Origin of the sequence: Mesorhizobium sp. AR10, assembly GCF_024746795.1 — a bacterium.
In the GTDB taxonomy this organism is placed as follows: Bacteria; Pseudomonadota; Alphaproteobacteria; order Rhizobiales; family Rhizobiaceae; genus Mesorhizobium.
Map to the genome: position 1 here is coordinate 1521347 of NZ_CP080524.1, position 14088 is coordinate 1535434.

Sequence of the window (14088 nt, forward strand, 5' to 3'; positions counted from 1 at the left end):
GCCCTCAAGGCAGTGACTTGATCGCTTCCATCACGGCGGGTTCGGCTTTTTCACCATCGAAGGCGTCGACGATGCCGAAGGCGCCGCCATAGCTCCATACCGACCATGAGAAGCCGTGCGCCTCGGCACGCGCGATCATATCCTTGACATAGGCGGCCCGATATTCGGCCGGCATCACATAGGAATCGCCGTATTCCTGGCGGATCATGCCGAACTCGCCCAGTGTGATGTTTTCCGGCTTGATGCCGTTGGTCTTCGCCCAGGTCTCGACCGTGTCGAACGGGGCATCCATCACGCCGAGCAGTTTGTCGGGGCTGTCCATGCTGGCCACCTGCTCGTCGAGATAGGCGAGCAGGCCGCTCTGCCGCAACCATGGCGCCTCGGCCTTGATCCTGGCGCGGATGGTGTCGAGCGTTACATTGAGTTGAGCCCGCGGCACTCCCGTCAGCGGATAGGGCAGACCGGTCACGTAGGGGATGAAATCGCCGGCCCAGGTCGCGCCCTGGTGGGTGAGCAGGAATGGATCATAGGAATGGAAGGTCCAGATGATGTTGTCATCCGGGATGGTCTTGGGGTCGACCTTCGCCAGTGAGGCTGCGTTGGAATAGCAGGCGCCGGTCAGGATCAGCGTCAGCTTGGTGGCGGAGGAGCGCGCCGCCGCAAACAGTTTTTGCTGGCGATCCGGCCACAGGCCGGTGCCGTCGGTGTCGCAATCGACGATCGGCTCGTTCATCGGCTCGAAGGCGATTTGGCCCGGATCTTCCGTAGCAAGCGTGTGCGCCATCTTGCGCACCACCTCGACATAGGCATCGAAAATAGACGGATCGTCCATCACCTCACCCATGCCGATCTTGCGGCTGCCGCCGGCCGGGATCAGGTGCATGTCGACGATCACTTTCAACCCGGCGCGGTTGATCATGCGCACCGAGTCCAGCACGCTGGCATAGAGGTCGTCACGCAGCGCTAGTGTCTGGTCGGAGAGGAAAGGCGACGGGTCGACCGGCATGCGCAGGAAGTCAAAACCGGCGTTTTTTAGTGCCTTGAGGTCGTTGTCGTTGAGAAATTTACGCCATTCGGGATAGGGCAGGATGGCCTGCCGGTCGCCCCATTTGTCCTCGCCAGGCCAGGTCGTCCATTGGTCGAGATTGAGGCCGCGCTTCATCGAAAAGCTTGCCGCGTTCCCGGGCAGCGCCGATGCTGCCAGCACAAGCAGCGCCGCCATCGAGGTCTTGATCATCGCCGTCAACAGTGCCATCCGGTTCCTGCGCCAAGCTGGTGCGTGCCGCCCAAAAGTGCGGGATAACGACGCGCACAGAAAAACACCCAAAAGCGCGACGCGTTTTAGGTGCCCGGTCAGGCCCAAAAAGGAAAGCGCAATGGACGATCATGGTGAATCAGCGACGCTCTCTGCCGGGCTTTCCGGCGCGCTGACGGAATTCGGCCACCGGCTGATGGCGCGGGTCTACTATGCCGACACCGATTTCTCCGGCGTTGTCTACCATGCGCGCTATCTCGAATTCTTCGAGCGCGGCCGTTCCGACTACCTTCGGCTGACCGGCGTCCATCACACCGAGCTTGCCGATGGCAAGCACGGCGAAAAGATAGTCTGGGTGGTGCGGCGCATGGAGATCGATTTCCGTGGCCCGGCCCGCATCGACGATATCCTGACCATTGACACGCGCACCGACGACATTTCCGGCGCCCGCATCTTCATGGCCCAGCAGTTGAAGCGCGGCGATGAAGTGCTGGTCGAAGCGCGGGTCGAGGCGGCGATCATCGGCGAGAACGGCCGGCCGCGCCGCTTCCCCAGGGACTGGGTGGCAGCGTTCATGCCCAAGGCAAGCAGCTAAGAATTCTGCCGCCAGCGATCCGGGCACCACTTTTTCGCTGTGCCCTGCGGAGCGCAATGACGATTGCCGGCGAGCGCCCGGGCGCGGCAATGCGCCGCGCCTTATTTCCTAACCCATCCTTAACCATAACGGTTCATGAAGAGATTGGTGAAGATTGGAAGAATCCAAGCGCCTTCCTTTCACCAACATTTGCCCCGAAAAGGCCGCCATCGGTGCATTTGGGGTTAATCCGCGAGCTTTTTGCGCAAACGGACACAAGGGATGCCCATGGGCCAGCCGCCAGCCACGCCCGGAAAATCTTAAGGACGTAACCATGGAAAATATCGCACTCGCCGAACCGGGCGCGCATTTATCGATTTGGGCCCTGTTCATGCAGGCCGGCTGGGTCGTCAAGCTCGTCATGATAGGGCTGCTCTGCGCCTCGATCTGGACCTGGGCGATCATCGTCGACAAGCTCGTCGCCTACGCCCGCATGCGGCTCGCCCTCAATCGCTTCGAACAGGTGTTCTGGTCGGGACAGTCGCTGGAGGAGCTTTACCGCACACTCGCCGACCGCAAGACCACCGGCATGGGCGCGATCTTCGTCGCTGCCATGCGCGAATGGAAGAAGAGCTTCGAGAAGGGCGCCAAATCGCCGCTCGGGCTGCAGAACCGCATCGACAAGGCGATGGATCTGGCACTGACCCGCGAGATGGAACGGCTGGAAGGGCGGCTTGGTTTTCTCGCCACCACTGGCTCGGCCGCGCCATTCATCGGTCTGTTCGGCACCGTGATCGGTATCATGACGTCGTTCCAGGCGATTGCCGCGTCCAAGAACACCAGCCTGTCGGTGGTCGCACCCGGCATTGCCGAAGCGCTGCTGGCGACGGCCATCGGCCTCCTCGCCGCCATTCCTGCCGTCATCGCCTACAACAAGCTGTCGTCCGATGCGAATAAGATCGCGATGCGCATGGAGGGGTTCTCCGACGAGTTCTCCGCCATACTCTCGCGCCAAATCGATGAAAAAGTCGCACAGAAGGCCTGAGGAGTAGCTAGATGGGTATGTCCGTAGGCATTGCTGGACGCGGCGGGCGCGGCCACAGGCGGCGCGGCCGCCACCACGCGCTGATGTCGGAGATCAACGTCACGCCGATGGTCGACGTGATGCTGGTGCTGCTGATCATCTTCATGGTCGCTGCACCCTTGCTGACGGTCGGCGTGCCGATCGACCTGCCGGATACGCAGGCCAAGGCGATGAACGCCGACACGCAGCCGATCACCGTCTCCATCAACTCTGCCGGCCAGATCTATCTGCAGGAAACCGAAATCCCGATCGACGAACTGGTGGCCAAGCTGCAGGCGATCTCGAAGACCGGCTATGACGAGCGCATTTTCATCCGCGGCGACAAGGCCACGGACTATGGCACAGCCATGAAGGTGATGGCCCGCATCTCGGCCGCTGGGTACAAGAATATCGGCCTCGTCTCGCTGCAGGAACAGGATCAGTAGACGCAAGATGAGAACCGGCCTCACCACATCGGTGATCTTGCATGCAGCGGCGATTGCCTTCGGGCTGTTCACGCTGACGGGGCCGACTGCGCTTCCAGCATCCGATGTCGAGTCGCTGGCGGTCGAGATCATCCCGATGGAGGCCACCGCCCAAGTTCTGCAGGGCGACAAGAAGGCCGTCGTGCATGAAAAGCCGGCACCACTACCGACCCAGCGCCCGGATATCGTGCCCGACGCCCAGAAGGTCGGCGAGAACAGTGTCGACACCGACAAGCCGATAACGCCGGAAGCCAAGCCCAAGCCGGTGGATACCACCTCTGCGCCGCCGCCTGCGCCGACACCGATCGAGAAGCCGAAGACCGAGGACGTGCCGAAGCCGAAGGAGCAGCCGAAACCGATTCCTGCGACCGAGGTGACCCCGGTTCCGCAGCCGAAGGAAGAGGTGAAGCCGGAGCCGGTCAAGCAGCCGGATCCCAAGCCGACACCGGCCAAGGAGCCGACACCGGCTCCGCCGCAGGAGACGACCGCCGCGATCGAGCCGACGCCCGAGGTCAAGCCGGATGCCGTGGCGGAAGCGATTGCGAAGGAGCCGCCCGCCGAGGCGACGCAGCTTCCGGATTCCGCGCCTGCGCCGCAAGCCCGGCCGAAGCCGCAGCCCGCCCAGGCCGAAAGCGCCAAGGCGCCGGACCGCAAGGACGCCGACAAGCCGGTCAAGGAAGCCTCATCCAAGCCGAAATCGGCCGACAAGCAGTTCAACGCCGACGAGATTTCCGCCCTTCTCGACAAGCAGAAGCCATCTGGCGGCGGCGCCAAGCGCTCGACCCAGCAGGCATCGCTTGGCGCCGACAAGGACCAGGGCCAGAAATTGTCGAGGACGGAGATGGGAGTTTTGGAGGATCAGCTTGGCGGTTGTTGGACCCTTCCGGTGGGGGTCGAGGGTTCGGAGAATTTCGTCGCTGTGATCCGGTTCAATCTCAATGCCTCCGGCAAGCTGGACGGCCGCCCGTCGGTCGAAACATCGAGCGGAAACCGCCAGTTCGACGAAAGTGCCGTGCGTGCGGTCCAGAAATGCGATGTTTCCGGCCTGCAGGTTCCCGCCGGCAAACAAGACATCTGGGCCGACGTCCGGGTCACTTTCGATCCGAGGGAGATGCTTGGCCTCTAGGCCTGGCCCTCACAGAACCATTGAAGAGAAGCGAGAAGATATGAAATCCATCCTCAAGCCACTCCTGATGATCACCGCGATGGCGTTGGGTATGACTGCTGCCGCCACCTTGCCGGCGATGGCGCTTGTCGAGCTCAACGTCAACAAGGGCAATGTCGAGCCATTGCCTATTGCCATCACCGATTTTCAGGGCGGAGATGCGCTTGGCGCCCAGATCTCCGAGATCGTCAGCGCCGATCTGAAACGCTCCGGCCTGTTCGCGCCGATCGACAAGAGCGCCTTCATCGAGAAAATCGCGAACCCGGATGCGACGCCTCGCTTCGACGACTGGAAGGTGATCAACGCGCAGGCGCTGGTGACCGGCAGCGTCGGCAAGGAGGCCGACGGCCGCATCCGCGCCCAATACCGGCTGTGGGATACCTTTGCCGGCCAGCAGATGTCCGGTGAGCAGTTCTTCGCTAATGACGCCAACACAAGGCGTGTCGCCCACATCATAGCCGACGCCATCTATGAGCGGCTGACCGGCGAAAAAGGCTATTTCGACACACGCGTCGTCTTCATCGACGAATTGGGCGCCAAGAACGCGCGCAGGAAGCGCCTCGCCATCATGGACCAGGACGGCGCCAACGTGCGCTATCTGTCGGACGGCAAGTCGATCGTGTTGACCCCGCGTTTCTCGCCGAACCGGCAGGAAATCACCTACATGTCCTATGAAAGCGGCCAGCCGCGGGTCTATCTCCTGCAGATCGAGACCGGGCAGCGCGAACTGGTCGGCAATTTTCCCGGCATGACCTTTGCGCCGCGCTTCTCGCCCGATGGCCAGAAGGTGATCATGAGCCTGCTGCGCGACGACGGCAATTCCAACATCTTCGCCATGGATCTGCGAAGCCGCTCGACGACCAGGCTGACCAATTCGACCGCCATCGATACCTCGCCGTCCTATTCGCCGGATGGCAGCCAGGTGGTGTTCACCTCCGACCGCGGCGGTCGGGCGCAGATCTATGTGATGGGCGCCGACGGTTCGGGACAGAACCGCATCTCCTTCGGCGACGGCGTCTATTCGACGCCGGTGTGGTCGCCACGCGGCGATCTCATCGCCTTCACCAAGCAGACCGGCGGCGAATTCCAGATCGGCGTCATGAAGACCGACGGCTCGGGCGAGCGTATCCTGTCCACGGGCTTCCAGCAGGAGGGACCGACCTGGGCGCCCAACGGCCGGGTGCTGATGTTCTTCCGCGATTCTGCCGGCGGGCCGAAACTGGTTTCGGTCGATCTCACCGGGCGCAACGAACAGCCGATCCCGACGGCGAACTTCGCTTCCGATCCGGCCTGGTCGCCGCTGCTGGAATAAAGAGAGGAATTGGAGAAATGACGAATTGAACAATTGAGGAGATGGAAAGACAGGAAGCTATATTAGGCGAGCGAGGGACTTAGAGGTCTGTAAGCGCGCTTATGCGGTTTCTCTCGAAATCCACAGCGCCACGCTTGCGTTTCCGAAAATCGAGCAATACGCGCTGGCCGATCAATTGCGACGCTCCAGCAAGGGGATTTGCGCTAATTTGGCTGAGGGATTTGCCAAGCAGACCCATTCCAAGGCCGAATTCGCGCGGTTCATTTCAATGGCCATGGGGTCATGCAGTGAAGTTGAGACATGGATCTCGTACGCGTTCGACCTCAAATACATCACACAGCCGCAATTCGACGAGTGGCAGCAAATCCTACGCCCATATCTACGGAATGCTGGTGAATCTCAGAGAAAGGCTGGGGTGACCTCTTTCTCCAGTTCTTCAATTCCTCAATTCCTCAATTCCCCCTTTTTCCATGTTTCGGCCGTATTTCCGCCCATGGTCCCCGCACATTGTGGCCATCGGTCAATGAGGTTGCGGACGGCAGCCGAAACCAAATCTTAACCGTGTTTGTTGAATGCCGGTTAACCCAAACGTGGTTACTGGGTGATCAATGAAATCACTCGAAATGCGAAGGAGAGGCGGCATGGGCCGTATCGCAACACTTACCAGAAACCCGGTGATGATCGCGCTGATCGCGATGCTCGCCATCACCGGTTGCGCCTCGAAGAAGACCCCGAACAGCGCCGCCGATCTTGGCCTCAACGGCGCCGGGGCGGCAACGCCGGGCTCAGCGCAGGACTTCACCGTCAACATCGGCGACCGTATCTTCTTCGACACGGACTCGACCTCGATCCGCGCCGACGCGCAGACGACGCTTTCGCGCCAGGCGACGTGGCTGAACCAGTACAGACAGTATGCCATCGTCATCGAAGGTCATGCCGACGAACGCGGCACGCGTGAATACAATCTGGCCCTCGGCGCCCGCCGCGCCGCCGCCACCCGCGACTTCCTTGTCGCGAAAGGTGTTTCCGCCCAGCGCCTGAAGACCATTTCCTACGGTAAGGAGCGTCCGGTCGCGGTTTGCGACGACATCTCCTGCTGGTCGCAGAATCGCCGCGCCGTCACCACCCTCAGCGGCGCCGGTTCCTGAGTGCATGACCCCGAAAATCGGCTTCGATTTTCGGAAAGGATCATGCGCCAGATCAAAGAGCTTCAGCGTCCTTTGGGTGTTCTAAAGAACGCGCGGCGCTGAAGTCGGCAAAAATACAACACCTCTATGTGAAAGGCGGCTAAAAGGCCGCCTTTTTCATATCTGGCCCATCGAAACAAAATTTGGCCGAAGTCTCACGTCCTGCTAAGAGCCGAGGGTGCCTGCTCGGTCTACGCGACCGGAAAGGCGCAGAGCAGACAACGAATTTCACGGCGAGAGGCACATGCATTTCAGATCGGTCTTGAGCGGCACGCTTGCGCTGCTGCTCGTATCAAGCGTCGCCGCTCCGGCTAGCAGCACCGGGCAACCAGCAGAGAGCGGCTTTTCCTTCCATCTCCCCAACCTCGGCATTTTCGGTGAAAAGAAGAAGCCGGATCAGCAACAGATCGCGCAGCAGTCGGATGGCGCCACCACCACGGCGCTGGAGGAACAGCTGCGGCAGATGAACGGGAAGATCGAGGAGCTCAACTTCCAGGTGCTGCAGATGCAGGAGCAGATCCGCAAGCAGCAGGAAGACAATGAGTTCCGCTTCCAGCAGTTGGAAGGCGGTTCGCAGGGCGCGCAGCAGCCGCCGGCACAGAAGAAGTCGGACACCACGACGAATACCGACAACAGCGTCGCCGAGGCGCCGGCGACGCAAGCGCCGGCCGATGCTGGCACACCGCCCGCCGGCGGCCAGAGCGTCGAGGATGTCATCATCGAATCGCCCACGGGCGATCCCGGCACCACGGTGCCGGGCACTCCGCCGAAGACGTTCGGCACCATCACCGTCGACAAGAACGGCAACGTGATCGACGCCGGCGGCAACACCCAGTCAACCGCGCCGGCGGCGGAGACTGCCGCTCCCGCGGCAGAGGCCCCGGCTGCGGGCACCAAGCCCGGCAAGCCAGACGGCACGGCGGTCGCGGCACTGCCCTCCACCAACAACCCGGAAGAGCTCTACCGCAATTCCTATCAGTTCATCCTGTCGGGCGACTACGGTACTGCCGAGCAGGGTTTTCGCGATCACATCGCCCGCTTCCCCAAGGACGCCAAGGCGGCGGACGCGCATTACTGGCTGGGTGAATCGCTGCTCGGCCAGCAGAAATACCGCGACGCGGCCGAGACCTTCCTCGCTGCCAGCAAGGACTATCCAAAGGCCAAGAAGGCCCCCGACATGCTGCTGAAGCTCGGTGTGTCGCTGGTCGGATTGAAACAACGCGATGTCGCCTGCGCCACTTTCAGCGAGATCGGCAAGCGCTATCCCGACATTTCCGGCGCGCTCAAGGAACGCGTCAAGCAGGAAAGGGCGCTCGCGGCGTGCTAGTCCTTTCTTGCATGTCGTTGCCCCAAAACCGGGACCCCTTTTGGGCGACATGCATTGATGCTCGACACCGAGCCTGACCTTTCGGATTTTTCGCAGATCGACTTTACCAGCGGCGCTGTAGCAGCCGTGTCCGGCGGCAGCGACTCGACCGCCCTTCTCCTTCTCCTCAAAGATCATCTCGACCGTACCGCGCCGGCGACGAAGCTGCTGGCGGTGACGATCGATCACGCCTTGCGGCCGGGTTCGGCAGCAGAGGCGGAGGCGGTGGCCAAGCTTTGCGCCGAGCGCGGCATCGCGCATCGCACCCTGGTCTGGTCCGCGCGCAAGCCGTCGGCCGGCCTGCCTGCCGCGGCGCGCGAGGCGCGCTACCGGCTGCTGGCCGAGGCTGCACAGGCGGAAGGCATCGGCCTAATCCTGACCGGCCACACCGCCGACGACCAGGCCGAGACCGTGCTGATGCGGCACACGCGGGATGAGGGCAGAGGGCTCGTCGAAATGGCGGGACGAGGCCTTGCCGGCATGGCGCCTGCCACCTTGTACGATTGGCGGATCTGGATCGTGCGGCCGTTGCTCGGCGTGCGGCGCGGGGCGCTGCGCGAAGTCCTGCTGCGCCGACATGTCGGCTGGGCCGAGGATCCGACCAATGCCGACAAGCGTTTTGAACGGCCACGCATCCGCGCAGCACTTGCCGAAGACAATGGTGCAAAGCGCGGGGACGACGCGATGGCGATGGCAGCCCGTGCCGCCACCGAGCGGGAGCAGCTTGGGCACCGCGCTGCCGCCCTGATCGGCAGCTTTGCCAGCCGGCCAAGCCCCGGCCTCGTCCGCCTCGATCCCGGCTTTGCGGCATCCGGCGACGCCCCAACTGCCGTCTACGCCTTGCGCATCCTGCTGGCCGCTATCGGCGGCGTCTCCTTTCTGCCGGACCAGGCCCGCAGCGAAGCGCTTTTCAACCGGATGGGGGCCGGGCCGCTTTGCGCCACATTGTCGCGGACGGTGGTCGATGCGCGGCGAGCCGGCATCTTCCTGCACCGTGAATCCCGCGACCTGCCTGCTGTGCCGGCGGCAGGGACTGTCCTGTGGGACGGCCGCCGGCGGATCACATTGGGCGACACTTCAGGTGTATTTTTGATTGCGCCACTGGGGGCGGCTGGCGCCGCCCGGCGGGCAGTTGCCGAAGACGGCACGCCGCCAAGCCTTGTCCGTGCCGCCCTTGCTGCCGAGCCGGCGCTGTGGCGCGAGCACGAATGCCTTGGTTTTCCGGGGGACAGTGGCGCGCCGGCGGCAATCGCGGCATGCCCGGCCGTTGCGCCCTTCGCCCGCTTCCTGCCGTCCTTCGATCTGGCGCCGGCCAACGCTGTCGCCGGGTTGATCGGCGCGCCGCCTGTCCCAGCCCTGCCTTCCAGCCGCCACAGTGCCGGTTGATCATGGGCGAAAGCTTAACCCAGACGTGCTGTTATGCTTGGCAAGGGGGAGCGCTCTCCCTATGTTAGGCGCAAGCTTCCTCTCATCATGTGTCCGGCTGCGGACGCCAACGGGACAATAGATGAATCCGAACTATCGCAACCTCGCGCTCTGGGCGATCATAGCGGTCCTGCTCATCGCCCTCTTCAACCTGTTCCAGACGCCGCAGACGCGTGGAGCCTCGACCGAGGTCGCCTATTCGCAGTTCCTGCAGGATGTCGCGGCGGGCCGGGTCAAGACGGTGACGATCGCGGGCGCCCGCATTTCCGGTACGTATACGGACAGCTCCGCCGGCTTCCAGACCTATTCGCCTGGCGATCCGTCGCTGGTTTCGCGACTCCAGGACAAGAACGTCACCATCAATGCGCGTCCTGAATCCGACGGATCCAACTCGCTGTTTGGCTATCTCATCTCCTGGCTGCCGATGATCCTGATCCTTGGCGTCTGGATATTCTTCATGCGCCAGATGCAGTCGGGCTCCGGTCGCGCCATGGGTTTCGGCAAGTCGAAGGCCAAGCTTTTGACCGAAGCGCATGGCCGCGTCACCTTCCAGGATGTCGCCGGTGTCGACGAAGCCAAGGAAGATCTGGAAGAGATCGTCGAGTTCCTGCGCGACCCGCAAAAGTTCCAGCGCCTCGGCGGCAAGATTCCGCGCGGCGTGCTGCTGGTCGGCCCTCCCGGCACCGGCAAGACGTTGCTTGCCCGTTCGGTCGCCGGCGAGGCCAACGTGCCGTTCTTCACCATTTCCGGCTCTGACTTCGTCGAGATGTTCGTCGGTGTCGGCGCGAGCCGCGTCCGCGACATGTTCGACCAGGCCAAGAAGAATGCGCCCTGCATCATCTTCATCGACGAAATCGATGCGGTCGGCCGCCATCGCGGCGCAGGCCTCGGCGGCGGCAATGACGAACGCGAGCAGACGCTGAACCAGTTGCTGGTCGAGATGGACGGTTTCGAATCCAACGAGAGCATCATCCTGATCGCCGCCACCAACCGGCCTGACGTGCTCGACCCGGCGCTGCTGCGTCCGGGCCGCTTCGATCGCCAGGTGGTGGTGCCGAACCCCGACATCGTCGGCCGCGAGAAGATCCTGAAGGTGCATGTGCGCAACGTGCCGCTGGCGCCTAATGTCGACCTCAAGGTGATCGCACGCGGCACGCCGGGCTTTTCCGGCGCCGACCTGATGAACCTCGTCAACGAATCCGCCCTTATGGCGGCGCGGCGCAACAAGCGTCTCGTCACCATGGCCGAATTCGAGGACGCCAAGGACAAGATCATGATGGGCGCCGAGCGCCGCTCGTCGGCGATGACCCAGGCCGAGAAGGAACTCACCGCCTATCACGAGGCCGGTCACGCCATCCTGGCGCTGAACGTGCCGTCGGCCGATCCGCTGCACAAGGCGACGATCATCCCGCGCGGCCGGGCGCTGGGCATGGTCATGCAGTTGCCGGAAGGCGACCGCTACTCGATGAGCTACAAATACATGATCTCGCGCCTCGCCATCATGATGGGCGGCCGCGTCGCCGAGGAGTTCAAGTTCGGCAAGGAGAACATTACGTCGGGCGCCTCCTCGGACATCGAGCAGGCGACCAAGCTGGCGCGCGCCATGGTCACGCGCTGGGGCTTCTCCGACAAGCTCGGCCACGTCGCCTATGGCGACAACCAGGAAGAAGTGTTCCTCGGCCACTCGGTGGCGCGCACGCAGAACGTCTCGGAAGAGACGGCGCAGATCATCGACGCCGAAGTGCGCCGGCTGATCGACGAGGCCTATTCGACGGCGAGGACCATCCTGACCAAGAAGAAGAAGGAATGGATCGCGCTGGCGCAAGGGTTGCTCGAATACGAGACGCTGTCGGGCGAGGAGATCAAGCAGCTGATCGCCGGCCACAAGCCCGCCCGCGACCTCGGCGACGACACGCCGCCAAGCCGCGGTTCGGCCGTGCCGAAGTCCGGCAGCCGCCGCAAGAAGGGTCCTGAGCCCGAAGGTGGCATGGAGCCTCAGCCGTCAAGCTAGGTCCAGCCAGGAGACTGATTTGGAAAACGCCGCGGCTTTGCCGCGGCGTTTTGTTTTTCGGGCGCGAGACGTTTGCATCCGGGCAGCCGTTGCACCCCTTCTCTTGACTCCCCTCACAGTCCGTATTGAGTGAATTTAGTCGGCTGTCGTCGGGCCGCGTGGGAGGTGATCATGGGCAAGAAGGATAAGCAGGCCAGAAATGCACCGGTCGAAGGCGACGTCCATCTCGACGCCGTTGAGGGCGAGGCAAAGGAAGCAGCCTGGACATTGCCGAACGGTGATGCCGGCGTGGGCAAGAAAAAGAAGAAGAAAGCCAAGCACGCCAAGATCGGAAAATCCTACCGTTATGTCGACGAACTGGTCCGGCTGCAATTCGAACTGATCAAGTTGCAGGACTGGGTGCAGAAGGAAGGATTGAAGGTCGTCGTGATCTTTGAAGGCCGCGACGCGGCTGGCAAGGGCGGTGTCATCAAGCGCATCACCGAAAGCCTCAATCCACGCGTCTGCCGTGTCGTGGCACTGGGCACGCCGACTGAACGCGAACGCAGCCAATGGTATTTCCAGCGCTACGTGTCGCACCTGCCCGGCAAGGGCGAGATCGTGCTGTTCGACCGTTCCTGGTACAACCGCGCCGGTGTCGAGCGCGTCATGGGCTTCTGCACCGACGACGAATGCAGCGAGTTCCTGCGCTCCTGCCCGCTGTTCGAGGAGATGCTGATCAAGTCCGGTATCATCCTGATCAAATACTGGTTCTCGGTCAGCGACGACGAACAGGAACGCCGCTTCAAGGAGCGTATCGACAATCCGATCAAGCGCTGGAAGCTGTCACCCATGGACCTCAAGTCGCGCGAACACTGGGTCGAGTATTCGCGGGCCAAGGACCTGATGCAGAAATTCACCGACACCGATCAGTCGCCGTGGAACATCGTAGATGCCGACAACAAGAAGAAGGCAAGGCTCAATTGCATCAGTCATCTGCTGACGCGGATTCCGTACAAGGAAATCCGCCCGGCAAAGATAAAGCTGAGCCCGCGTCAGAAAGACGACGGCTATGTCCGTCCGCCCAAGACCAGCCAGCACTGGGTACCGACCGTCTATTGAGACTTCAGCGCAAACAAGAACCCCGCGGACCAGGTCCGCGGGGTTCCTGATAGGTTCGAAGCTTGCGAAATCAGCTCTTCAGCTTGGCATTGCAGAGACTGTAGAAGCCGCCGCCCTTCTGGATCCACTTGAGGCCGCCCAGCGTATCGGCGTCCTTGTTGGCATAGTACAGTTCGAGGCAAGTGTGCATGCGGCCCTTGGCCGGGGTCTCGCTGGCAAATTTCTTCGAGATCGCTGTCGGGAACTTTACGCCTTTGGGGGCGGCCACTGACGGCTTCTCGGGGTCGCTGGTATAGGTTGCCTCATCGGCAGCCGGAACGGTGTCGTCGTCGGATGCGGAGGCGCCGCACTCGCTCTTGCGGAAATCATTCCACTTCTTGCCGCCCGCCCGCGGCGCATTCGGTCTTGCGGAAGTCGTTCCACTTCACGCCGTTCAGCGTGCCGGCAGCTTTTGCAGCCTGATATTTGGCGCTGCATTCCTTCGCCGTCAGACCCGGCGCCGCATCGGTGGCGGCAGCCTTGGTGTCGGGCTTGGCAGCGTCGGTGGCCTTCGCCGTCTTCTTGGCCGGTTTGGTGTCCGTCGTGGTGGTAGCGCTGGCCTCGGTGCCGCATTCGGCCTTGCGGTACTGATTCCAGGTCTGCCCGTTGAGCGTCCCCGCATCCTTGGCCGCGTTGTACTTGGTGCTGCACTCGGCCATGGTCAGCGCATTGGCAGGCGCTGCCAGAAACAAGGTCACGACGGCAAAGCCCGTCAAAGTTGCAAGTCGATGGATGAGCATGGCGTTTCTCCGTTGCTGCCGCCCATTGATGTCCCTTGCAAATCAATAACTCTCAACGATCGGCTGCGCCAGATGCTAACTGGCGTGGATGCAGCCAGAAAGTGCATTCCTCCCGATGGGGTGATGAGATTGTTGCCCGCCCTTGCTGCCAACGAGGCGCGCCTTGACGGATGCAACTGCGCCGAGCAGCTGCCATAATTGGTTCTTGCCGTATGACAGGATCGTCGTGATAGGCTGTCGAATCACTTGAATTGCCCGGAGAAATGATTTTCTACGGATTGGTAACATATGATCATGCATTGTGATGATTAGAAGCATCCCAATTTGTGGCATTGATACTGCGTAGAAGAAACGGGCAGGGACTC

12 protein-coding genes and 1 pseudogene are annotated in these 14088 nt (G+C 62.2%); 11 read left to right on the top strand and 2 right to left on the bottom strand.

All coding sequences use genetic code 11. The annotated features are described in order from the left end of the window. Positions 1 to 4: 4 nt before the first annotated feature. The gene (locus tag LHFGNBLO_RS10895) at positions 5 to 1255 is read right to left on the bottom strand and encodes a glycoside hydrolase family 5 protein (RefSeq protein ID WP_258606684.1); all 1251 of its coding nucleotides are present in this window, start codon (positions 1253 to 1255) and stop codon (positions 5 to 7) included. A gap of 121 nt (positions 1256 to 1376) precedes the next feature. Between LHFGNBLO_RS10895 and ybgC the strand changes: the two genes are divergently transcribed. The 11 genes from ybgC (at position 1377) to ppk2 (ending at position 12944) form a co-directional block, all read left to right on the top strand. After that, positions 1377 to 1850 (top strand): tol-pal system-associated acyl-CoA thioesterase, encoded by a 474-nt coding sequence (gene ybgC, locus LHFGNBLO_RS10900; RefSeq protein ID WP_258606685.1) that lies wholly within the window; start codon positions 1377 to 1379, stop codon positions 1848 to 1850. A 313-nt stretch (positions 1851 to 2163) separates the two neighbouring features. Beyond that, the gene (tolQ, locus tag LHFGNBLO_RS10905; protein ID WP_258606686.1) at positions 2164 to 2874 is read left to right on the top strand and encodes a protein TolQ; all 711 of its coding nucleotides are present in this window, start codon (positions 2164 to 2166) and stop codon (positions 2872 to 2874) included. Positions 2875 to 2885: 11 nt separating this feature from the next. Further along, positions 2886 to 3338 carry a protein TolR gene (gene tolR / locus LHFGNBLO_RS10910; protein ID WP_258606687.1) on the top strand — a complete coding sequence of 151 codons (453 nt, stop codon included), beginning with the start codon at positions 2886 to 2888 and terminating at the stop codon, positions 3336 to 3338. Between the two features lie 7 nt (positions 3339 to 3345). After that, on the top strand, positions 3346 to 4503 hold the full coding sequence (locus tag LHFGNBLO_RS10915) for an energy transducer TonB (RefSeq protein WP_258606688.1): 1158 nt from the start codon (positions 3346 to 3348) through the stop codon (positions 4501 to 4503). Positions 4504 to 4570: 67 nt separating this feature from the next. Then, positions 4571 to 5854, top strand: coding sequence for a Tol-Pal system beta propeller repeat protein TolB (tolB, locus tag LHFGNBLO_RS10920; RefSeq protein ID WP_258609679.1), 1284 nt, complete (start codon positions 4571 to 4573; stop codon positions 5852 to 5854). Positions 5855 to 5972: 118 nt separating this feature from the next. Then, complete coding sequence (locus tag LHFGNBLO_RS10925) at positions 5973 to 6413, top strand: four helix bundle protein (protein ID WP_258609680.1); 441 nt, start codon at positions 5973 to 5975, stop codon at positions 6411 to 6413. 82 nt (positions 6414 to 6495) lie between these two features. After that, positions 6496 to 7002, top strand: a complete 507-nt coding sequence (gene pal / locus LHFGNBLO_RS10930; protein ID WP_258606689.1) for a peptidoglycan-associated lipoprotein Pal — start codon at positions 6496 to 6498, stop codon at positions 7000 to 7002. 283 nt (positions 7003 to 7285) lie between these two features. Then, positions 7286 to 8368 (top strand): tol-pal system protein YbgF, encoded by a 1083-nt coding sequence (gene ybgF / locus LHFGNBLO_RS10935; protein WP_258606690.1) that lies wholly within the window; start codon positions 7286 to 7288, stop codon positions 8366 to 8368. Between the two features lie 57 nt (positions 8369 to 8425). Next, positions 8426 to 9793 (top strand): tRNA lysidine(34) synthetase TilS, encoded by a 1368-nt coding sequence (gene tilS, locus LHFGNBLO_RS10940; RefSeq protein ID WP_258606691.1) that lies wholly within the window; start codon positions 8426 to 8428, stop codon positions 9791 to 9793. Positions 9794 to 9914: 121 nt separating this feature from the next. Further along, positions 9915 to 11843, top strand: a complete 1929-nt coding sequence (gene ftsH / locus LHFGNBLO_RS10945; RefSeq protein ID WP_258606696.1) for an ATP-dependent zinc metalloprotease FtsH — start codon at positions 9915 to 9917, stop codon at positions 11841 to 11843. Between the two features lie 171 nt (positions 11844 to 12014). After that, positions 12015 to 12944 carry a polyphosphate kinase 2 gene (ppk2, locus tag LHFGNBLO_RS10950; protein WP_258606709.1) on the top strand — a complete coding sequence of 310 codons (930 nt, stop codon included), beginning with the start codon at positions 12015 to 12017 and terminating at the stop codon, positions 12942 to 12944. Between the two features lie 70 nt (positions 12945 to 13014). On the opposite strand, the pseudogene LHFGNBLO_RS10955 reads toward ppk2, so the two are convergent. Continuing rightward, a pseudogene (locus LHFGNBLO_RS10955) lies at positions 13015 to 13723 on the bottom strand (hypothetical protein). Positions 13724 to 14088 lie beyond the last annotated feature (365 nt).